The organism is Desulfoluna sp. CLI2B, assembly GCF_056847375.1.
The window spans coordinates 4242625-4263487 of record NZ_CP186557.1 but is presented as its reverse complement, the minus strand read 5'-3'; the positions used below and the strand labels follow the sequence as shown (position 1 = coordinate 4263487).

General features: G+C 57.3%; 19 protein-coding genes and 3 pseudogenes. 21 read left to right on the top strand and 1 reads right to left on the bottom strand.

The genetic code is table 11. The features are described from left to right. The first annotated feature begins 93 nt into the window (after nucleotides 1-93). On the top strand, nucleotides 94-279 hold the full coding sequence (locus tag ACOYW2_RS19865; RefSeq protein ID WP_482419690.1) for a hypothetical protein: 186 nt from the start codon (nucleotides 94-96) through the stop codon (nucleotides 277-279). A 142-nt stretch (nucleotides 280-421) separates the two neighbouring features. Here the strand turns inward: ACOYW2_RS19865 and ACOYW2_RS19860 are convergent, their stop codons facing one another. Beyond that, nucleotides 422-1459 (bottom strand): sigma-54 interaction domain-containing protein, encoded by a 1038-nt coding sequence (locus ACOYW2_RS19860; RefSeq protein WP_482767705.1) that lies wholly within the window; start codon nucleotides 1457-1459, stop codon nucleotides 422-424. A gap of 478 nt (nucleotides 1460-1937) precedes the next feature. On the opposite strand from ACOYW2_RS19860, the pseudogene ACOYW2_RS19855 reads away from it, so the two are divergent. The 20 genes and pseudogenes from ACOYW2_RS19855 to ACOYW2_RS19760 form a co-directional block, all read left to right on the top strand. Further along, nucleotides 1938-2216: pseudogene (locus ACOYW2_RS19855) on the top strand (Wzz/FepE/Etk N-terminal domain-containing protein); the annotation flags it as partial. A 45-nt stretch (nucleotides 2217-2261) separates the two neighbouring features. Continuing rightward, the gene (locus ACOYW2_RS19850) at nucleotides 2262-3476 is read left to right on the top strand and encodes a GNVR domain-containing protein (RefSeq protein WP_482771061.1); all 1215 of its coding nucleotides are present in this window, start codon (nucleotides 2262-2264) and stop codon (nucleotides 3474-3476) included. Nucleotides 3477-3480: 4 nt separating this feature from the next. After that, nucleotides 3481-4164, top strand: a complete 684-nt coding sequence (locus tag ACOYW2_RS19845; RefSeq protein ID WP_482767704.1) for a CpsD/CapB family tyrosine-protein kinase — start codon at nucleotides 3481-3483, stop codon at nucleotides 4162-4164. A 245-nt stretch (nucleotides 4165-4409) separates the two neighbouring features. Continuing rightward, a complete protein-coding gene (locus tag ACOYW2_RS19840) occupies nucleotides 4410-5795 on the top strand; it encodes a sugar transferase (RefSeq protein ID WP_482767703.1) in 1386 nt (461 codons plus the stop codon). A gap of 115 nt (nucleotides 5796-5910) precedes the next feature. Next, complete coding sequence (locus ACOYW2_RS19835; RefSeq protein ID WP_482767702.1) at nucleotides 5911-6498, top strand: polysaccharide biosynthesis/export family protein; 588 nt, start codon at nucleotides 5911-5913, stop codon at nucleotides 6496-6498. Further along, entirely contained in the window at nucleotides 6495-7754 is a 1260-nt protein-coding gene (locus ACOYW2_RS19830; RefSeq protein WP_482767700.1) for an outer membrane beta-barrel protein, read from the top strand. The genes ACOYW2_RS19835 and ACOYW2_RS19830 overlap by 4 nt, the downstream gene beginning before the upstream one ends. Nucleotides 7755-7814: 60 nt before the next feature. After that, on the top strand, nucleotides 7815-8609 hold the full coding sequence (locus tag ACOYW2_RS19825) for a nucleotide sugar dehydrogenase (RefSeq protein ID WP_482767699.1): 795 nt from the start codon (nucleotides 7815-7817) through the stop codon (nucleotides 8607-8609). Next, entirely contained in the window at nucleotides 8606-9079 is a 474-nt protein-coding gene (locus tag ACOYW2_RS19820) for a UDP binding domain-containing protein (RefSeq protein WP_482767698.1), read from the top strand. Before ACOYW2_RS19825 ends, ACOYW2_RS19820 begins: the two co-directional genes overlap by 4 nt. 103 nt (nucleotides 9080-9182) lie before the next feature. Next, nucleotides 9183-10121 (top strand): SDR family oxidoreductase, encoded by a 939-nt coding sequence (locus ACOYW2_RS19815; RefSeq protein ID WP_482767697.1) that lies wholly within the window; start codon nucleotides 9183-9185, stop codon nucleotides 10119-10121. Beyond that, a complete protein-coding gene (locus ACOYW2_RS19810; protein ID WP_482767696.1) occupies nucleotides 10118-10519 on the top strand; it encodes an exosortase C-terminal domain/associated protein EpsI in 402 nt (133 codons plus the stop codon). The genes ACOYW2_RS19815 and ACOYW2_RS19810 overlap by 4 nt, the downstream gene beginning before the upstream one ends. Next, nucleotides 10516-10776, top strand: a complete 261-nt coding sequence (locus ACOYW2_RS19805; RefSeq protein ID WP_482767695.1) for an exosortase C-terminal domain/associated protein EpsI — start codon at nucleotides 10516-10518, stop codon at nucleotides 10774-10776. The genes ACOYW2_RS19810 and ACOYW2_RS19805 overlap by 4 nt, the downstream gene beginning before the upstream one ends. Continuing rightward, nucleotides 10736-11594: pseudogene (locus ACOYW2_RS19800) on the top strand (exosortase/archaeosortase family protein). The gene ACOYW2_RS19805 and the pseudogene ACOYW2_RS19800 overlap by 41 nt, the downstream one beginning before the upstream one ends. A gap of 11 nt (nucleotides 11595-11605) precedes the next feature. Then, a complete protein-coding gene (locus ACOYW2_RS19795) occupies nucleotides 11606-12544 on the top strand; it encodes an XrtA system polysaccharide deacetylase (RefSeq protein ID WP_482767694.1) in 939 nt (312 codons plus the stop codon). Between the two features lie 43 nt (nucleotides 12545-12587). Continuing rightward, nucleotides 12588-13619, top strand: a complete 1032-nt coding sequence (locus ACOYW2_RS19790; protein WP_482767693.1) for a FemAB family XrtA/PEP-CTERM system-associated protein — start codon at nucleotides 12588-12590, stop codon at nucleotides 13617-13619. A gap of 282 nt (nucleotides 13620-13901) precedes the next feature. Further along, nucleotides 13902-15110, top strand: a complete 1209-nt coding sequence (locus tag ACOYW2_RS19785) for a TIGR03087 family PEP-CTERM/XrtA system glycosyltransferase (RefSeq protein ID WP_482767692.1) — start codon at nucleotides 13902-13904, stop codon at nucleotides 15108-15110. A 31-nt stretch (nucleotides 15111-15141) separates the two neighbouring features. Beyond that, nucleotides 15142-15657 (top strand): glycosyltransferase, encoded by a 516-nt coding sequence (locus ACOYW2_RS19780; protein ID WP_482767691.1) that lies wholly within the window; start codon nucleotides 15142-15144, stop codon nucleotides 15655-15657. Next, nucleotides 15629-16336 (top strand): glycosyltransferase, encoded by a 708-nt coding sequence (locus ACOYW2_RS19775; RefSeq protein ID WP_482767690.1) that lies wholly within the window; start codon nucleotides 15629-15631, stop codon nucleotides 16334-16336. The genes ACOYW2_RS19780 and ACOYW2_RS19775 overlap by 29 nt, the downstream gene beginning before the upstream one ends. A gap of 33 nt (nucleotides 16337-16369) precedes the next feature. Further along, nucleotides 16370-16970 (top strand): annotated as a pseudogene (locus tag ACOYW2_RS19770) (asparagine synthetase B family protein). A gap of 83 nt (nucleotides 16971-17053) precedes the next feature. Then, complete coding sequence (locus tag ACOYW2_RS19765; protein WP_482767689.1) at nucleotides 17054-18289, top strand: asparagine synthase-related protein; 1236 nt, start codon at nucleotides 17054-17056, stop codon at nucleotides 18287-18289. 216 nt (nucleotides 18290-18505) lie between these two features. Beyond that, a complete protein-coding gene (locus tag ACOYW2_RS19760) occupies nucleotides 18506-19837 on the top strand; it encodes an O-antigen ligase family protein (protein WP_482767688.1) in 1332 nt (443 codons plus the stop codon). Nucleotides 19838-20863 lie beyond the last annotated feature (1026 nt).

Genomic DNA, 20863 nt, shown 5'->3' with positions numbered 1-20863 from the left:
GATGTGGGTGGCGTGCCGTATACAGAAGCAGGACGGAACGCCAGATCCATGGCCCGGATGCCCGACAAACCGATCCCTTTACAGGAGGTGACGGTGGTTGATTCAGGCCCTGAGGTTCCCGTCGAACGACGGATGACAGTGGACAGACGAGTGTATTCCTACGACAGGTACTACCCGGAGCGTCGAAAAGGAGGCGACCGGAGGGCTGAAAGCGAGTCCCTGCCCGAAGAGGCGAACTGTTCTTCGGCAGGGGCGGTCCCCCGCCCCTCGATTCCCTGAGCCGAGTCATGCTGCCCGCACGGGTGGCTGGCTTCCTGCCATTTGATGGTGTGTACCGGTTACCCTTTGGTGTCCAGGCAACTACCATTGCGTTTTTTTGTGCACACCCTTTCCCGCCTTTTTGATCCCCCTTTGATTTTTCTTACCCTTGCGCATCCTGCTGTCTGGTGATGTTGAGCTGCCCGATTTTTGTCAGCAGGGTTTTGTAGCTGATTTTAAGGATTTTTGATGCGCGGGTCCTGTTCCAGTTCGTCATGTTTAAAATCTGAGAAATGGCCTCTCTTTCAACGATATCAACAGCGCTTTGCTTTACTACTTTGAGTGAGAAATCAGCCAAATCATCAGGCGATTTCTCCGTGAGGTCACTGATCTGGCCCAGAAGGTTGCCCACCATGGGCGGCGGCGAGGACCCGTTGATGCGGGGAGACTCCTCGTCCAGAATTTCACGTAAGGTCTCTTCGTCACAACCGATGAGCAGGACCCGCTTCAGGGCGCTCAAGAGCTGCCTGACATTGCCGGGCCAGGAAAACCGGCAGAATCGGTCGAAGATGTCTCCGCTGAGGGGAGGGATGTGCCGATCCGCGTATGCTTCATCGTAGACCCTGGTGTAGTGGCGGATCAGTTCCGGAATATCCTCGGGGCGTTCACGCAAAGGGGGGATGTGGATACGGACCATGTTCAGGCGGTAGTAGAGGTCGTCTCTGAATTCTTTGGTCTTGATTTTCTGTCGAAGGTCATGGTTGGTGGCGGAAATAACCCAGGTGTCGGATTTCATACTGCTTTCCGAGCCAAGGCGGCTGTACTCCCCGCTCTGGAGGACATGGAGGAGCTTTGCCTGGAGGTGGAAGGTCATGTCTCCGATCTCGTCCAGGAAGAGGACCCCGTCGTCGGCCAGTTCAAACTTGCCTTTCCGTGTTTTGAGGGCGCCGGTGTAGGCGCCCTGCTCGGTACCGAAGAGTTCGCTTTCAAGGAGTGTGTCCGGAATGGCGGCACAGTTGACCTTGACGAACTCGTTTTTATTTCGCGGAGACGCTTCGTGGAGGCATCGTGCGACGACCTCTTTGCCTACGCCGGTTTCGCCTGTGATGACGACGTTGAGGTCGGCGTTGGACGCGATGCGGTTCAATGTATCACGAATTTTCCTGATGGCGGGGCTAACCCCGACGAGGATGGTGCTCATGGTGTTACCCCGGGGAATGTAAAGGTTCGGCATCACGTTTTGTGATATGCCAGATTGTAACTGCTTGCTTTGAAAAGATTAGGTGCGTTGGGGGCGTGACGTGATTACCGACATGTCTCTTCGTCTGTGCGGTCGTTTTGTGACCGCTCCGCACCCGGCTCGAGCCCTGAGACTCAAGGCACCGATGGGGGGGCGATACGAATCGGTGTCTCTGGTCTGTCTAAAGACGTTATTCCCACGTTTGTGCTGTGTCGTAATAGAACCAGAAATGTAAAATTAAGGAGTTATTAATAGATGAAAAAACACTTTGTGGCAAGAGTAAAAAAGACTTTTCGCCAAGATCGTGTTGCCGTGATCCTTGACAGGTAATAACGTATTGTATTTTTTAAATCTGTTGACGCATGCTGTTCGCATGGGTATATAAGTTAATCTTCATGTACTCGATATTGTCTTCTACTATGACTATGTGTGGGGTTTGATGGGGGAATCGAGTAGTAATATCAATATTGATTTTGAGTTTATCGCAGGAATGGTAGTCAAGTGGTACTGGATCCTGCTGATCCCTCTTACGATGGCCGCCCTGGCGGGGATTTATCTTATTTACAGCTCCCAGAGGTATTATGTGGCCAGTACGGTGATTCTGGTTCAGCCGCAGAGATTACCATCGGATGTCGTGCGAAATATCATCGCTGAAGACATCAATACACGTGTCAGTACACTGTCTCAACGCATTAAAAGCCGAACAAATCTTGAAAAAGTTATCGACGAATTCAATCTGTTTTCCAGTGATGAGTCAAAAGACATGTATATGGAAGACAAGATCGATACCCTTCGTCGTCGCATCTCATTTAAGGTAACCAACGGGCGAAATCGCAATGCGGATTCTTTTGCCGTTACTTACAAGGGCACCGATCCCGTTCGTGTGACCAAGATTACCCAGTCCCTTGCGTCCTACATCATCGATGAGAACCTGAAGCTCAGGGAAACCCAGGTGCTGGGAACCAACTCCTTTCTGGAGGATGAGCTGGAGGCCATGCGCAAGAAGCTTGTCAAGACCGAGACGGAACTCAAGGAGTACCGTGAACGGTACATGGGGGGATTGCCGGAGCAGCTCAACAGCAACCTGCGCATCCTGGCCTCGTTGAGTGAGCGCCTTCCCCATGCACGTGATGAGGTCAGGGCAACGAAACTCCGGCTGGATGCCGTGCGCCAGAAGATCAGCAATGGCCCCGTGCCGGCCGGGGACCCCGGCGCAGGCCCTCCGACCAGTGAGCTGGATCGACTCAAAGAGGAATTGCGTGTGGGGCTGGAACGCTACACGGCGCGGCATCCGGATGTCCGTCGGCTCAAAGCGGCCATTGCCGCCTTGGAGCAGCAGCCCACAGAGCCCGAGGAAGCCCCGGAAGGGGACACCCCACCGGAGGCGGCGGCAAGGCCCCGGGGCCTCTCCATGATTGAGCGCCAGAAGCAGGAGATCCTGGCCGAGCTGGCCGCCGAGGAAAAAGAGGTCAAACAGCTAAAGGCCCAGATCGGGGTGTACAAAAAGAGGGTGGAGGACACCCCTCGACGGGAGCAGGAGCTCCTCTCCCTTCAGCGGGATTACGAGAACATCCGCAGCGCCTACCACTCCCTTCTGGGGCGTCAGCTGGAGGCCCAGATTGCCGTCAACATGGAGAAGAAGCAGAAGGGCGAGCAGTTTCGCATCATCGATCCGGCGCGGGTGCCGCAAAAACCCGTGGAGCCCGACATGAAGAAAATCGTGCTCTTTGTCCTGGCGGCAGGCTTGGGGCTCGGCTGCGGGGTGGTGGGGCTTCTGGAGTTTCTCTTCCAGACCTTTCGAGGGGTCCGTGCCGTGGAGTCTGCGACGTCGGTGCCGGTGATTGCCACCATCCCGGAAGTAGCCGGCCCGGTGCGGGGTCGAACCCTCTTCTGGAAGCGCATCGTTCCCCTGTCCGGAGGTGCCATGGCGGTTTCTCTTCTGGGGGTGTTTCTCTGTCTGGCATACATCAAGGGGTGAGCCCATGGGCATATTTCGGAAAGCCGTTCCCCGCAAGGGGGCGGGGAACGGCGGCGGCGGGGGGCCCGGAACGCTGGTGGCCCGGTTCGACCCCTGGGGGTTCGGGGCGGAGCAGTTTCGCGCAGTCAAGACCTCCATCATGTTCCCGGCCGACGGCCGCGAGATACGGACGCTCCTTGTGACAAGCGCAGTGCCGGGGGAGGGCAAGACCTTTGTGGCAGCCAACATCGCGGCCTCCATTGCCGGCAGCATGGACAACCATGTGCTCGTGGTGGACAGCGACATGAGGCACCCCTCCATGGCCGCCTATTTTTCCCTGTCCCCCCAGGCTCCGGGGCTGGATTACTACCTGAATCACCGATGCACCCTGGAAGAGGTGATCTATCATACCGACATTGAAAAACTGTCCGTCCTTCCTGCGGGGGGAGGTGTGCCCAACCCGTCGGAGCTGATTACCTCCTCCACCATGACCCGCATGATTGGTGAGGTCCGGGGACGTTATGAGGACCGTTACGTGATCATCGATTCTCCGCCGCCCTTGTTTGCGCCGGAAACCATTGCCCTGGCCAAGCATGTGGATGGAATCATCGTGGTGGTGCGAAACGACAAGACGCTCAAAAAGTCCGTGGCGGATTTGTTGGAGCGGTTGGACCGCTCCCGGGTGGTGGGCATTGTCCTGCCCAACTGAGGATCCCCTTTGGCGTGGGGTACGGCTACAGGACCCATTACCCTTATGGAAAAAGCGGCAGCGGAGAAGGGTAAGCCCTTTGCACCGAGAAGTACAAATTCTCTCCTTATGGTTTTGGCCGGGCCGTGTTCCCATGAACTCTCCCGGCAAGGGGCCTGCGGGTTCCCAAGTGACAATCCCCATCCTTAATACCATCGGGGCTGTCTTACGAATCAACGGATCATAGATGGTGGATGTGGATTGACATGATTGAAGTGTTCAGAAGGTATTATACCATTCGCAACCTGTTTTTGATTGCCCTTGAAAGCGTGCTCCTTTACCTGTGTATCCTGCTGGCCTCGGCCCTGTTTGTGGAGGGGCAGGGGGCAGGGGACCTTTCGGGTCTCTCCCTCAAGGCGGGCCTTGTGGTCTCCACCTGTATTTTTTGTCTTTACTGCAACAATATTTACAGCCTGAAAGACACAAAAGGGTACACGGACCTTGCCTTTAAGCTGTTTCAATCCTTTGGCGCGGCCATGATCCTTCTGGCGCTGTTCTACGCGGCATTCAGCCAGGCCATCATCGGCACGCGTTTCTTTTTTATCTACATTCCGGTGGTGGTGACCATCCTGTCCATCTGGCGGTTTTTCTATGTTTACCTGCTCAAGTCCGGTGTGCTGAGCCAGAGTATCTACATCATCGGGGACGGCGACCTGGCCATCGATATCTGCCGGGAGACCGAGACCGAGATCGACTGTGGGTATTGTGTGAAGGGAATCATTTCGCCGCGTCCTTTGGATGGGATTTCGTCGGTGAAGGCCCCCCAGATCGATACCTGTCAGGGCCTGGCGGTCCGTGCCAGGGAGAACGGTGTTAAGCGCATCGTGGTGGCCCTGAAAGAGAAACGTGGCAATTTTCCCATCGACGAGCTCCTGTTGTGCCGGGTCAGCGGCATCGACGTGGTGGAGGGAAACACCTTTTATGAGATGCTCACGGGAAAATTCCTCGTCTCCTCCATCAATCCCACCTGGCTGATTTTTTCCAACGGCTTCAGAAAAAGCAGGGTCCGGAACATGGTCAAGCGCCTGGAAGACCTGGTGGCCTCTGTTGCGCTCCTGCTCTTTTTTTCTCCCCTGATTCTGGTGACTGCCCTTTTTATCAAATGGGATTCCCCTGGCCCGATCTTTTTTTCCCAGGATCGCCTGGGGATTCGGCACAAACCCTACAGACTCTACAAGTTCAGGTCCATGGTGGAGAACGCCGAGGCCCTGAGCGGACCGGTATGGGCCAGCCGGGAAGACCCCCGGGTGACCCGGGTGGGCAGATTTATCCGAAAATGGCGGATCGATGAGCTTCCCCAACTCTTCAATGTGCTGAAAGGCGACATGAGCCTTGTGGGCCCCCGTCCCGAGAGGGCGCACTTCGTGGAGCAGCTGGAGGCCCAGGTGCCTTATTACGCGGAGCGGTTCATCGTCCGGCCCGGGGTCACCGGGTGGGCCCAGGTGCGCTACGAGTACGGGGATTCCGTGGAAGATGCCATGGAAAAACTCAACTACGATCTCTTTTACATCAAGAACATGAGCATTTTCATGGACGTGGTCATTGTGTTCCGCACCATCCGAACGGTCCTTTTTGGGGTGGGCGCCCGATAGCGGGCAGCCACGGGGCCGTATCGGAAGAGGTGTTGTCAGGCGGTTGGTTTGAAGATGATGGTGACGCGACAAAACGGGGAAAAAAAGCGGGGCATGTAACCCGAGGGGCGAAGCTATGTCTTGTGGTCGGCTTGTGGCGGTGATGATGATGGTGCTGATGCTGGCGTCATCGGCCGGAAAAACGGTTTTTGCGGCCCCGAAAGGCAAGGGCGAGGAGAAAAACTATACCCTGGGCTATGGGGATGTTATTGATGTCCTGGTCTGGAAGGAACCGGATTTTACGGTGGAAAACATCGTGGTGCGCCTGGACGGGAAGATCACCCTGCCCCTGGTCAACGACATCCGGGCCCAGGGCCAGACCCCTCGCCAGCTCAAGGCCCACCTGGAGATTGTCCTGCGCAAGTACATTGAGTCTCCTGTGGTGACGGTGCTTCTCAAGGAGGCGCGGAGCCGTCGGTTCTATATCCTGGGAGAGATCGCCCAGACCGGGGAATACGCCCTGACCAAGGAACTCACCGTGCTCCAGGCCTTTGCCCTGGCCGGAGGCTTCACCGAGTGGGCCAGGAAAAAGGAGATCTTCGTGCTCAGGCGGGGGGAGGGAAAGGATACGGTGATTCCCGTTAATTATCTCGACATCATCTCGGGAAAAGACCTCAAGGGCAACCTCGTCATCCAGGCGGACGACACCATTGTGGTCCCGTGAGATGGCCGGTACTTACCCGTGCTCTCCTGGCTGCCGTGCTCTGGACGGCCGGGGCGTGGATTGGTCCAGTGGCTTGGGCCGAGATTCAGGTGGGGGTCACCTCCCAGGTGGAGTACAACGACAACCTCTTTCTTGAACCCTCCGGCGGGAGCTCTGATGTGTTGTTCAGGCTGCTGCCCTGGATGGATGTAGCCCATGGCGGACACCGGCACTCCGCCACCCTGTCCTACCGGCCGAGTTATACCTGGTACCGGAAAAACCCGGAACTCGACCAGGCGGGCCATGAAGCGGACCTGGAGGTGGCTGCGGACCTCTCCCGGCGTGTGGACCTTTTGTTTAACACCCGTCTGGAGCGCAGCGAAGAGGGGACCTCGGACCAGCAGCCCGTGGAGGGGACCTCGCGCCTTCCCGTAACAAACCTCTCGTCAAGTCTTTCGGTGCACCGGAAAACAGGGCGGGATGAATTTTTTGATGTGACGTGTACCGGTCGCTCCCTGGACTACGACAGCAGGAGCGTTTCCGAGGACAGCCGTGAGGTCGAAGGAGAGGTCGCCCTTCGGACAATGGCGGGGGACCATCGGGCAGCCATCTTTGAGGGGCGCTATGCCAAAGGGTGGTACGATACGAGCGCATCGTACAGGCAGGGATGGGGCAGCCTGGAGGTAGAGCAGACGGTGAGCGCCACCAAGCGCCTCTTCGGCAAGGTGGACGTCTCCACGTACACCAGCGACGGGCGAACGGATTACCTGACCGTCAACCCCTATGCCGGGCTGGCCGGGGAGTGGCCCCATGGGCGCTACGACCTGGGTGCAGGGGTCCTGATCCGGGATGAAGAAGGCGGGGACACCACCTGCGAGTTCTCATTGGTGGGCACCGCCGAGATAGAGAAAACCTGGCCGCGGGGGAGCCTGACGGCCTCCCTTGAAACCGGCCACGATGAGGATTATATAGACTTTGATACACCGGGGTTTACCACCTATGCCACCGGCCTTGTTACCGGGAGCTACCTCCCGGTCAGGGGATGGAGCCTGGACGGGCAGTGCGAGGTGCGGGGGGATGATTACCAGGAGAATCGCCCGGCAAAAGAGGACCGACGCGACGTGACCGTCACCCTGACGGGAGGGATCCAGCGTCAGATCTGGAAGTGGGGCGTGGCCCGGCTTGATGGCAGCCACCGCTTCAGGCGATCGACCCTGAATGACCAGGAGTACGACGAAAACAGCATTACCCTGACCTTTAATGTCTATACACGCTGAGGGCAAGGGACCTTTTCTTGCCTTTCACAATGCCAACAACATAACCGAACTGGGTGAACCGTGATTCCTGAACAAGAGATGAAGATTGCCGTGATTGGCCTGGGGTATGTGGGCCTTCCCCTGGCCGTGGCCTTTGGCAGCCTGTTTGAGACGGTGGGCTACGACATCAACGACGCGCGTGTCCGAGAGCTGCAAGGGGGAGAGGACTCCACCCTGGAGGTTTCCCCGGAGGAGCTGGCCGGTGCCACATGCCTCTCCTATGCGTCGGACCCGGAGGCCCTGAAGTCCTGCAACGTGTATATCGTCACCGTGCCCACCCCCATCGACGGGAACAAGCGCCCGGACCTGACCCCCCTTGAGGCGGCCAGTGAGCTTGCGGGCCGCGTGATCGGCAAAGGGGACGTGGTGGTCTATGAGTCCACGGTGTATCCCGGGGCCACGGAAGAGGTGTGCGTGCCCATCATCGAAAAGGTCTCGGGCCTGCGCCTGAATACCGATTTTTATGCAGGGTACAGCCCGGAGCGCATCAACCCCGGGGACAAGGAGCACCGGGTGACCTCCATCCTCAAGGTCACCTCCGGCTCCACCCCCGAGGCCGCCGAGTTCGTGGACGGCCTCTACGCCAGGGTGATCACCGCAGGGACCCACAAGGCGGGCTCCATCCGCGTGGCCGAAGCGGCCAAGGTTATCGAGAACACCCAGCGGGACCTCAACATCGCCCTCATCAACGAGCTTGCCATCAACGTCTGGACATCTACACCGAGGAGGTGCTCAAGGCTGCAGGCACCAAGTGGAATTTCCTCTTTCCGCCCCGGCCTGGTGGGGGGGCACTGCATCGGGGATCTGACCATTTGACCCACAAGGCCCAGGAGATCGGCTACCACCCGGAGATTATCCTGGCGGGCAGGCGGATCAACGACGGCATGGGCGCCTACGTGGTCTCCGAGGTGGTCAAGCAGATGATCAAGCGGCGGATCCAGGTCGAGGGCGCCTCGGTGCTTATCATGGGCCTCACCTTCAAGGAAAACTGCCCGGACCTTCGCAACACCCGGGTGGTGGACATGGTCCAGGAGCTTTCCGAGTACCATGCCGAGGTGTCGGTGTACGATCCGTGGATTGACGCAAACGAGGCCGAAGGGGAGTACGGGATCACTCCGGTGAAGGAGCCGGTGAAAGGCGGCTACGACGCGGTGATTTTGGCCGTTGCCCACGACGCCTTCCGGGATATGGGCATCGACGCCATCCGGGCCCTGGGCAAAGAGCAGCACCTTCTCTTTGACATCAAGTACCTGTTCCCCACAGACCAGGTGGACGCGAGGCTGTGATCATGACGCCCTTTGAACGCCTTGAACAGGAGCTTGCAGGGACACCGCGGGCCTGGCCGTACTTTCGCCCGGTTTCATCGGATCCAACCTCCTGGAGGCCCTGTTGAAGCTGGACCAGCACGTGGTGGGGCTGGACAACTTTTCCACGGGCCATGAAGCAAACCTCCGGGAGGTGCAGTCCCTGGTAACAAAGGCCCAGTGGGCCCGCTTCGACCTGATCCGGGGAGACATCATTGACCCGAAGACCTGCCTTGCCGCCTGTCGGGGCGTAGATTACGTCCTGCACGAGGCTGCCCTGGGATCGGTGCCCCGCTCCATCGAAGACCCCCTGGCCACCCATGCCAGCAACAACACCGGGTTTCTGAACATGCTGGTGGCGGCCCGGGACAGCCGGGTGAAACGGTTTGTCTACGCCGCCTCCAGCTCCACGTACGGGGACCATCCGGGTCTGCCCAAGGTGGAGGAGACCATCGGCAGACCCCTGTCGCCCTACGCGGTCACCAAGTATGTCAACGAGCTTTACGCCGATGTCTTTGCCCGAACCTACGGCACGGCTTCGGTGGGGCTTCGTTACTTCAACATCTTCGGCCCCCGCCAGGACCCCGAGGGTGCCTATGCGGCGGTGATTCCCAAATGGATTGCCGCGTGCCTCAACCGGGAGCCCGTCTACATCAACGGGGACGGCGAGACCAGCCGGGATTTCTGCTACGTGAAAAACGCGGTGCAGGCAAACCTTCTGGCCGCCACGGCGAAGTTGGAAGGGGACCTCAGCCAGGTGGTGAACGTGGCCGTGGGGGATCGCACCTCTTTGAACAGCCTTTTCGGATCCATCCGGGAGAGCCTGTCTGTCCGGGTAAAGGGTCTGGTGTTGCCCGAGCCTGTGTATCGGGATTTTCGTGCAGGGGATGTGCGGCACTCCCAGGCCGATATCTCCAAGGCAGAGCGCCTTCTGGGATACCTGCCCACCCATCGCATCGGGCAAGGCCTTGAAGAGGCCATGGACTGGTATGTGGCTGCCTTAAGGCCCGGGAAGGCTCTATGACACAGCCTGCCCGAAGAAAAATTCCCCACGGGCGCCTGTGTCTGGCTGCCCTGCTCATGCTTGGCTCAGCCCTTTTTATAAGGGCCTTGGATGTCACCGAGGCCGTGCCCTTAAAACAGTCCTTTGAGTCCTTTCCCATGGAGATCGGGACGTGGTCCGGTGAGAAGGGGCGTTTTGACGAGGCCGTTTACAGGACCCTGGGCGTGGACGACTCCATCCTGAGCAACTACAGGACCCCCCGGGGCGATCTGGTCCAGCTCTACATCGGGTATTACCACAGCCAGAAAAAGGGGGATCTCATCCATTCTCCCAAGAACTGCATGCCCGGATCGGGGCCATCATCGAGTCGTCCCTGGAAGAGGTTCCCGGCCCTGATGAGGCCGACCCTTTTCAGGTGATCCGCCTGGTGGTGGAAAACAGCGGGAAGCGCAACGTGGTGCTTTACTGGTTCCAGTCTCGGGGGCGGATCATCTCCTCGGAGTACATGCAGAAAGTCTATCTTGTGGTGGACTCCATTTTGAAACGGCGCACCGACGGCTCCTTTGTCCGGCTCATTTCCCCGGTGCGGGACGGGGATGTCGAGGCCAGCACCCAAACACTGAAATCCTTTGCCCATGAACTGGCGCCACTTCTTCATGCATACCTTCCTTCATAGGCTGACACAAACCAATTCCAAGGCGGTGGGCTTCGCTTACGGGGCGCTTTTTGTGGCCTCCTTCGGTTTCTTGTACTTAGGGACCCTCACCGAACTCACCATGGACTGGAGCACCAACCCCAACTTTTCCCACGGGTACCTCGTACCCTTGATCTCCGGGTTTCTGGTCTGGCGGGACAAAGAGCGGCTCAGGGCCCTTCCCGTCACCCCATGGAACCTGGGGTTGGCCGTGTTGGGGGGCGGGTTGCTGCTCTTCTGGGTGGGGACCATAGGTGCCGAGCTCTTTGTGATGCGATGCTCCATGCTCATTACCCTGGCCGGCGTGATCCTCTTTTGCCTGGGCAGGCAGTGGGCCAGGGCCCTGGCCGTGCCCCTGTGCTACCTGGTGTTCATGATTCCCCTGCCGACCATCATCTGGAACAAGATCGCCTTTCCCCTTCAGCTCATGGCCGCTTCCGGAGCGGCTCAGGCTCTGTCCCTGCTGGGTGTGCCCGTGTTTCGGGAAGGCAACGTCCTCCAGCTGGCCACCACCACCCTGGAGGTTGTGGACGCCTGCTCCGGGCTCCGGTCCCTCATGAGCCTTTTGGCCCTGGGCGCTGCTTTTGCCTTTCTTTCCTGCCTGTCTCCCTGGAAAAAATGGGTGTTCGGTTCCCATTGCCGTTCTGGTGAATGTGGTCCGGCTGACGACAACCGGGCTGCTGGCCGTGTACGTCAGCCCTGAGACGGCCAAAGGGACCATGCATGATCTTTCCGGCATGGTGGCCTTTGGGGGGGCACTTTTTTTTCTCTATTTTGTAAATCAATGTTTAGACAGGTGAATGTTCGTATCATGGACTGTCCGGTTGCTGTAACCCATTTTACCTCCGGTCGGAGGCCCTCACGGCCTCGGGCGTTCCTCTTCACCGTGGATGTTGAAGACTGGTTTCAGGTGGAGAACTTCAAGCCGTGGATTCCCTTTGAATCGTGGCCGCACCGGGAACTGCGCGTGGAGAAAAACATCCACCGGCTCCTCGATCTTCTGGACGGGGGAGAAGAAAGGCGGGAGGCCACTTTTTTTGTGCTGGGCTGGCTTGCCGAGCGGTATCCCCACCTGGTCCGGGAGATTCACGCCCGCGGCCATGAGATCGCCTCCCACGGGTTCAATCATCACCTGCCCGCCATGCAGACCCAAAAGGCCTTGCGGGAAGACCTGGTGCGGAGCCGAAAGCTTCTGGAGGACACCATCGGCGAGACGGTGCAGGGGTACCGGGCCCCGAGTTTTGCCGTGAACAAAGAGGTGCTGGCCCTTATTCAGGAGTGCGGGTACCGCTACGACTCCAGTTACAACTCCTTTGACCGGCACGGTCGGTACGGCAGGCTGGATGTCTCGGGTTATCCCCGAAAGGGCATTGCCATTGAACTTGACGACTCGTTTTATGAGATGCCTGTCAGCAACCTGACGGCAGGGGGCCAGGTTATCCCCTGGGGAGGCGGGGGGTACTTCAGGATGATCCCGGCGCCGGTTTATATGGCGGGGTTGCGCCGCCAGATGGACCGGGACGGGGCCTTTGTCTTTTACACCCACCCCTGGGAGCTGGATCCCGGTCAGCCCAGGGTGAAGGGGGCATCGGCACAGTACGCCTTCAGGCACTACGTCAATCTTGGGGCAACGGCCCGAAAGCTGAATCACTGTTTTCGCGGGCTGAAAGGGAGCCGGTTCACAGGATGCCGGAGCTATCTGAACAAGGTGACCGGCGAAGGACGCGCTGATGCGCAACGGTGCGCGTGATGGCAGAGGGTGATGTTTGCAGACGGGAAAGGGGAGAACACGCATGGTAACGGTGAGGGTTTTTCAACCCGGGGATGAAGAGCGGTGGGATCGGTATGTCAACGGTCATGCCGATGGCACCTTTTTTCACCTGGTGTCGTGGAAACGCGTGGTGGAGACCACCTTCGGGCATCGGTCCTGGTATCTGATAGCCGAAGACGAAGAGGCCAGGATCGTGGGCGTTTTGCCCCTGTTTGAGATCAAGAGCCTTTTGTTCGGGCACTTTGTGGTTTCCACACCCTTTGCCGAGACCGGGGGGCCCATTGCCGACTCGGAGGAGGTGACGGCAAAACTCCTGGATGAATCGGCCAGGATTGCCAAAAAGACAAGGTGTCACTACGTGGAGTTTCGAAACCGCCACGGCATGCCGGATCTGCCCACCAAGGATCTCTATTACAATTTTAAAAAAGAGATCTCCTCCAGCGACGATGACAACCTGAAGGCCATCCCCAGAAAATCACGGGCCATGGTGCGCAAGGGCATCAAGATGGGGCTCACCTCGGAGTTCGGGGATCATCTCCTCGACGAGTTTTACGATATCCTCTCCAAGAACTACCACCGGCTGGGCACCCCGGTATTCCAGAAGCGGTTTTTCGCCAATTTTCTCTCCTGCTGCGGGGACAATGCCCGCATCATGGTGGTGCGGACCCCCGAGGGCAGGGTGGCCTCTGCAGTGCTCACCTTTTACTACAAAAACAATGTGATCCCCTACTATGCGGGCTCGGATTTCCGGCTCAGGCACCTGGCCCCCAACGATTTTATGTACTGGGAGCTCATGCGGGACGCCAGCTGGAAGGGTTGCCACTGCTTTGACTTCGGCCGCAGCAAAAAGGGGACAGGCTCCTTTCACTTCAAGAAGAACTGGGGCTTTGAGCCGGAACCCCTGGCGTATCAGTATCACCTCCTGGACGTGGGCGAGATGCCCGACCTGAGCCCGGCCAACCCCAAGTACCAGAGGCGCATCGAGATGTGGCGGCGCATGCCCCTGCAGGCTACCCGGGTGGCCGGGCCCATGCTGTCCAAGTATCTTGTCTGAGATTCTATTGCCTCCGGCGGGTCGCTTTTTTGAAAAAAAGCTCCGCAAAAAACGTTTCGGTTGTCTTCCCTTCTGGTGCTCAGCCTTTGGGGCTGAGCACCAGAAGGGAAGACTTAAACGTTGCGTTTTGAATTGTCGAGTTATCAAGAGCTAACAAATGAGCCGGAGTTATACGCAAGACCTGTTTGTCAAACCCGTTTTTAATAACTCAGGCAAAAGTTTGGCCCCCGGCAGGGCCGCCGGAGGCAATATGACCCTTTCTTTATTGACCAGGTGGAGCCCATGAGTCGCGTCCTGTACCTTGCCCACAGAATTCCCTACCCCCCCAACAAGGGGGATAAAATAAGGTCCTACAACACCATCGGTATCGCTTTAAACCACGAGGTGGACCTGATCTGCCTTGCCGACGCCCGGCGGGACCTCAAGCACCGGAAAGAACTTTCCGCTTTGTGCCGGAAGGTGGCTGTGCTGCCCCTGAACACTCTCAAAGCCAAGGTCAACGGGGTGTGCAGTTTTTTGAAGGGGGCGACTATTTCCGAGCGCTACTTTTATCGCCGCAGGTTTCAGCGGATTTTCAACGCCTGGACCCGGGAGACGCCCTACGATGCGGTGATCTGCTTCTCCTCTCCCATGGCCCAGTACCTGCTGGAGGATGATTTTATCGCCACAAAGGGCGGTTCCATGCGCCTGATCATGGACTTTTGCGACGTGGATTCGGACAAATGGGTTCAGTATGCCGGCAAGACGAAATTCCCATTGAATGCATTGTATAAAAACGAAGGGCTGCGCCTGCTGCGTTATGAGCAAAAGGTACACCGAATGTTCGATCGCTCCATTTTTGTCTCAGATCACGAGGCGTCTTTGTTTAAGGCCTTGTCAAAGGATGAGGAGCGGATATTCGTCGTCCCCAACGGGGTGGACAGCGACTATTTTTCTGAGCATGAACGCGACGTTTCAGAACCTAGCGGAAAACCCACGCTGATGTTTGCCGGGGCCATGGATTACTATGCCAATGTCGACGGGGTCCGGTGGTTTTGCCACGATATCCTGCCGGAGGTTCGACGGGGGCACCCGGACATCGTGTTCAATATCGTCGGCAGCAATCCCCTTCCCACCGTTACAGAGCTTTCAGCCATGGGCGATGTCCATGTGACAGGCTTTGTCAAAGACATTCGCCCCTACTATCAGGAAGCCGATGTCTGCGTTATTCCCCTTCGCATCGCAAGGGGGGTTCAAAACAAAGTCCTGGAAGCCATGGCCATGGGAAAGACCGTGGTGACGACACCTGCGGCGATTCAGGGGATTCAGGTGACACACGGGAAGCACGTTCTGGTGGCCGACAGCCCCAAAGGGTTTTCAGAGACCATTTTGTCCCTTATGGATGACCCAGAGCGAAGGGTCGCGTTAGGACAGGCCGCAAGGGCCTGTGTCCAGCGCGACTATTCGTGGAACCGGAATGTGTCCAAACTGATGGATATCGCCCTTCATTAAAAACTTTCTGGCCAACGAGTAAAGGCATCACATGAAAATTCTCCATATTCTCGATCACAGCCTGCCCCTGCACAGCGGGTATACCTTCCGAAGCCAGAGTATTTTTGAAGCCCAGAGAAACATGGGCTATGAGCCTGTGGTGTTGACGACTCCCAAGCAGGAGGAAAACTGGAAAGGCGATTCCACGGACAGGGACGTTATCAACGGGTTTCACTATTACAGATCGGGCAAGGTGGAAGGCAGGACGTGGCCGGTGCTGTATGAAGCAAAGCACATGGTGAAAACCTATCGCAGGATCATGGATATTCTTAAGCGTGAGGAGATAGGGTTGATTCACGCTCACTCCCCGTCCTTGAACGGTATTCCCGCATTGATCGCCGGGAAAAAGACGAAGACGCCTGTTGTGTATGAAATTCGCGGCTGTGGATCACGGGTCTTACAAAGAGGGCGCCTTCAAATACAGGCTGACGAAATATATCGAAACAAAGGTGTGCCAAAAAGCAGGCCATGTCGCCATATTGTGCAATGGGCTGAAAAAGGACCTTGAGGAACGGGGCATTGCCGGTGACAAAATCACGCCGGTGTTCAACGGGGTGAACCCCGATGATTTTGCTCCATGCAAATCCGACGAGGAATACGGGAAAAAATGGGGCGTGGAAGGAAAAAAAGTCATCGGCTTTATCGGCTCGTTCTATCGATACGAAGGGCTGGATCTGCTGGTGAAGGCCTTCGGCAAACTGAGCCGGCACGATGACGGGTGCGTGCTCCTCCTCGTGGGGGGCGGGGAGATGGAGGCTGAGCTGCGCGCCCTGGCCAGGCAGATGGGGCTTGAGGATCGGGTTATTATGCCGGGGCGGGTGCCCCACGAGCGGGTCGCGGGGGTCTATGCCATGGTCGATGTTCTTGTCTACCCGCGATACCCCATGCGCTTGACGGAGCTGGTGACCCCCCTTAAGCCCCTTGAGGCCATGGCCATGGGAAAGGCCCTCATTGCAAGCAATGTCGGGGGACACCGTGAGCTCATCAGCGATGGGGAAACAGGGGTGATGTTTCCCGCAGGAGACCTGGACGGCCTGGTGGCCGCACTGGGCAGGGTGCTTTCGGACGAACACCTCGCAGCAACCCTGCAGCAGCAGGGAAAGGCATGGGTGTCCCGGGTCCACACCTGGGCGAAAACCACCTCTGTGTATCGCGATATTTATGACGCCCAGGTTCACGGTGGGTAGTGTCCTTTTTTATGGGCTTGGAGACATAGTGCAATGTGCGGAATAGCAGGGATCATCAACACGGATCGTGCGCCGGTATCGCCCGATATCCTGAAAAAAATGGCCGATGTTCTGAAACATCGCGGGCCGGATGATGAAGGTTTTTTCATGAACCGCCCCGAGGCTGAACCTCGCCCAAAGTGGAAGCACGTCTCGGGGCAGGGGCATGTGGGCCTGGCCCACAGGCGGCTCAGCATCATTGCCCTGGACAGCGGGCATCAGCCCATTCCCAATGAAGACCGGTCTGTGTGGGTGACGTACAACGGGGAAATATACAACTATGCGTCCATCAAAGCCGAGTTGACGGGAAAAGGACATCGTTTTGCCACAGACTCGGATACCGAGGTGATTGTCCATGCCTATGAAGAGTGGGGGGATGCGTGCGTACAAAAGTTCAGGGGGATGTTTGCCTTTGTCCTGTATGTGAGTGAGGGACAGGGTCTTTGCAGCCCGGGACAGGGTGGGAATCAAGCCCTTATACTACTTTTTTGAGGCTAACCGGTTTATCTTTGGCTCAGAGATCAAAGCGATTTTAGAGCACCCCGATGTTCCCAGAAAGGTGCGTTTCTACTGGTATCCGATTACTTTCACCTGATGTATGTCCCGGGTCCGGAGAGTATTTTTAAGGGCATACACAAGCTCTTACCCGGGCATACCCTGAGCATCGAAGACGGCACCATGCGCATTGAGGAGTATTGGGATATCTCCTTTGCCCGGACCCTTGACCTCACGGAGGATGAGTGGTGCCGCAGGGTTCTTCATAAACTTGAAGAAGCCATTGACTTACGCATGCTCAGCGACGTCCCCCTGGGGGCGTTTTTAAGTGGCGGGGTGGACTCCGGTGCTGTTGTTGCCCTTATGGCAGGCTTAAGCGAGGCACCGGTCAAAACAGCCTCCATCGGGTTTGCAGACGAGACCTTCAACGAGCTTCCCTATGCCCGAAGGGTTGCCGAGCAATACAACACACACCACCATGAAAAGACCGTGAATGCCGACTCCCTGGCAATCCTGGATAAGCTCGTGTGGCACTTTGACGAGCCCTTTGCCGACTCATCGGCCATCCCGACCTACTATGTGTCCCGGATCGCCAGGGAAAAAGTGACCGTTTCACTTTCCGGGGACGGAGGGGATGAAAACTTTGCAGGCTACAGGCGACACCTCTTTGATTTTGCAGAAAATCGCCTGCGGGGCGTGTTCCCCGAATGGTTCAGGAAAACCGTTATTTCGGGGTTGGCGGATGTTTACCCCAAGGCGGATCGCTTGCCCCGGTTTTTACGGGCCAAAACCCTGTTGACCAATTTGTCCAGGGAGCCCGTGCAAGGGTATTACAACTCCATGGCGTGGTTCCAGGGGGCGCCTGACCTGTTCACTCCTGAGATGAAAAACGAACTCAACGGGTATTCGCCCGTATGCCACTATGAAAGGTATTTCAGGAAAAGCGATGCCTCATGCCCCCTGTCCCGGATTCAATACACGGACATGAAGACCTACCTGGTGGACGACATCCTCACCAAGGTGGACCGCGCAAGCATGGCGAACTCACTGGAAGTGAGGGTCCCGGTCCTGGACCATGAGTTCATGGAACTGGTGGCCGCCATGCCCTCGAACCTGAAGCTGAAAAAACGGGAAGGCAAATACATCTTTAAGAAATCCCTGGCCGGGCATCTGCCCCACGACTGCATGTACCGGGAGAAAAAGGGTTTCTCCATTCCCCTGTCCTCCTGGGTGAAAAACGATCTGAAGTCCGTCTTTGAAGATACCGTCCTGAGCAAGAACAGTTTTTGCGGCGACTACCTCAACGAAAAGGCCGTTAAAAGGCTTTGGGGCCAGCACCAGAAAGGGCAACGGGATTTTGCCTTCGAGATCTGGGCGATTCTCATCTTTGAGCTCTGGGGACGGCGATGGCTTTGGTGATGGCGTCCTTTATGGGCAAAATAAGTTCAAAAAACGTGCCTCCGGCGGCAAGGGGCTGAGCCCCTTGATCCCAGGTTCGCGAATGCTTTCGGCCTTCGTTCCTCAGGCCGATCACATTCGTTGACGGGTCTCGTCCGTTGTCATGTTGTAACATCGCTCTGTGGCCCTGTGATCATCCATGTTGACCATAGAAGGCACGGTGTTCTGCCAGGTCACATGTGCCGAAAAAGAGAGAAATCAACCACCCACATGGTCTATCCCATCTTTTATCTTCTTGTTGTGGTCGTCGGGTGGGTGGCCGGTTTGTGCCGTGGGCCTTTTTGGGCGGTGTTGACCTATGTCTTTGTCTACTTCAATATCCCTTCCCATCAGTGGTGGGCCGCCAGCGTGCCGAGCCTTCGGTGGAGTTTTCTCTCCGCGGGCATAGTCCTGGTAAGCTGCGTGATCCATAAGGATCAACTCAAGGATGGCATGAACGCTCCCTTGAAGGCGCTCATCTTTCTTTTGGTCCTCATGATCTGCATCATTCCCCTGGCCTACAATGCCGATCGATCCCTGGTGAGGATCTACGATTTTTTTCGGTATGTCCTCTTCTTTTACCTGGTGTGCAGGATCATCAAAACCTTTTCCCAGTATCGCTGGTTTGTCCTGGCCATTTTGTTCCACTGTTTTTTTCTCTCCCTTCTGGCAAGGCACTACTTCAGCGGAATGCGCTTGGACGGCGTGGGCCTGCCGGACGCCGCGGACGCTAACATGCTGGCGGCCCTTGTGGTGCTGGTGCTGCCTTTTCTCGTGGTGTTTCTTTTTTTCGGCAGCAGGTTTGAAAAGGTGGCCGCACTTCTGTTTACCCCCTTCATTCTCAATATGTTTGCCATGACACGGAGCCGGGGCGGGTTCATGGGCCTGCTGGTGGCAGCCGGGGTCTTTGCCTGGGGCGCTCGCAGGGACGTGGACATCAAAAAAATGGTCCTGGGGTTTGTGGCGGCCGCAGTGGTGGTGCTGGGGATCATGGACAAAGGGTATGTGACGCGGGTGACCCGTCTGTTCGGCGGGGAAGAGAACATCGAGGATCAAAGTGCCGGGCGTACCGATATCTGGAAGTACGGGCTGCATATGATCAAGGACTACCCCCTGGGGTGCGGGGGCGGAGGGTTCTCTTTGTTGAGCACCTCTTATCTCCCGGACCATTTGATTGAAAAAAGGGTGGGGAGGCGCGCCTCACACAACACCTATGTCCTTGTGGTGACCGAGCAGGGGGTACTGGGGCTGGGCATTTATCTGGTGTTTATCCTGCTTCTTTTCAAAGGGACTCGACGGGCTCGCAGCAGCCTTCACGGGATCACGGGCATGGACAAGGGCCTTCGGAATCACATGCTGGCCCATACCTACGCCTTGGAAACGGGGCTTGCCGGTTTTTTTACGGCGTCGATTTTTATCGATCGCCTCTATTTTGAATGCATCTACCTGATTGCGGCCCTTGTGCCAGTGTTGTCCGCTGTTGCGGACGCAGCCCAAGGCCCTGAGGGCACGGAAGGAGTCCAGCCATGACGGCGGAAAATGTGAATTCCATAGATCCCGTCCTGGTCAATGGCTTTGTGGGGGTGGTGGGCAGCCCGTCTTCGCTGCGCGACACCTGTTTGCCCCCGAGGCCCCTGTCGGCCTACGGCCAGCTTAGAGGACAACCCGAATGTTCAGGTGAAACCCAGGGAAGGTCTGTAAATATCCTTTTTTCATGCGTCGCCCTGTTTCGGAACCATCCGGTAACGGGAGGACGTGGACCCAGGTGGCGGGGGTGTTCTCCGGAAGCCCCTCTCCAGGTGACAGCGGTCCTGAAGAAGTTGTCGGGTCCCTCCAGGGGCAGTTTTTCGGTGTGGCGGTGGACGAGGAGCGCTGCAGAGTCACCCTTTTTTCCGACCACGCAGGGGTTCTGAAGGTCTATCATGCTCACCGGGACGGTCTCTTTCTTTTTTCCACCTCGTCACTGGCACTGGCCGCGGTGCTGGGCCCCCCTCACCAGATCTTCGGGTGCGCCAGTTCTCTTCCATGGGGTACATGCAGGGCGACAGGACCTTTTACAAATGGATCCATGTCTTCCCCCCGGCCTCTGCCTGGGTGTTTGACGGGAAAAACCAGGCAGCGCCCCGTAAACTTCGGTACTGGCAACCGTTATCGGGCTATGGGGCGGACCAGCCCCCCCTCACGACCCAGGGCTGCGTGGAAAAAGCCCTCATGTCCCTGGACAGACACGCAAAGGCGCTGGCCGCCACTTACGATCGTCCGGTGTGCGACCTGACGGCCGGGTTTGACTCCCGGGGGGTTGTCTCCACCCTTCTCAAGGCAGACCTACCTTTTGCCACGGTCTGCAACGGGTTTTCGGGGAGCGACGATCTCAGGGTTTCGAATGGCATCGCCCGCAGGCTTGGCTGGCATCATGAGGTGAACGATCTGGGGAATATCGTGGACCATTATGCCATCGCTGATCGACATGGCGCTTACTACGTTACCGACGGGGAGATTTCCGTATCGGATTACGTGATCACCATGGCCGTCCATCAACACCACAGTGTAACGAGT

Coding starts and splice junctions, on each gene's coding strand:
- ACOYW2_RS19860 (WP_482767705.1), bottom strand. CDS start 1,459: ATGAGCACCATCCTCGTCGGGGTTAGCCCCGCCATCAGGAAAATTCGT.
- ACOYW2_RS19850 (WP_482771061.1), top strand. CDS start 2,262: ATGTATATGGAAGACAAGATCGATACCCTTCGTCGTCGCATCTCATTT.
- ACOYW2_RS19845 (WP_482767704.1), top strand. CDS start 3,481: ATGGGCATATTTCGGAAAGCCGTTCCCCGCAAGGGGGCGGGGAACGGC.
- ACOYW2_RS19840 (WP_482767703.1), top strand. CDS start 4,410: ATGATTGAAGTGTTCAGAAGGTATTATACCATTCGCAACCTGTTTTTG.
- ACOYW2_RS19835 (WP_482767702.1), top strand. CDS start 5,911: ATGTCTTGTGGTCGGCTTGTGGCGGTGATGATGATGGTGCTGATGCTG.
- ACOYW2_RS19810 (WP_482767696.1), top strand. CDS start 10,118: ATGACACAGCCTGCCCGAAGAAAAATTCCCCACGGGCGCCTGTGTCTG.
- ACOYW2_RS19795 (WP_482767694.1), top strand. CDS start 11,606: ATGGACTGTCCGGTTGCTGTAACCCATTTTACCTCCGGTCGGAGGCCC.
- ACOYW2_RS19790 (WP_482767693.1), top strand. CDS start 12,588: ATGGTAACGGTGAGGGTTTTTCAACCCGGGGATGAAGAGCGGTGGGAT.
- ACOYW2_RS19785 (WP_482767692.1), top strand. CDS start 13,902: ATGAGTCGCGTCCTGTACCTTGCCCACAGAATTCCCTACCCCCCCAAC.
- ACOYW2_RS19780 (WP_482767691.1), top strand. CDS start 15,142: ATGAAAATTCTCCATATTCTCGATCACAGCCTGCCCCTGCACAGCGGG.
- ACOYW2_RS19765 (WP_482767689.1), top strand. CDS start 17,054: ATGCGCATTGAGGAGTATTGGGATATCTCCTTTGCCCGGACCCTTGAC.
- ACOYW2_RS19760 (WP_482767688.1), top strand. CDS start 18,506: ATGTGCCGAAAAAGAGAGAAATCAACCACCCACATGGTCTATCCCATC.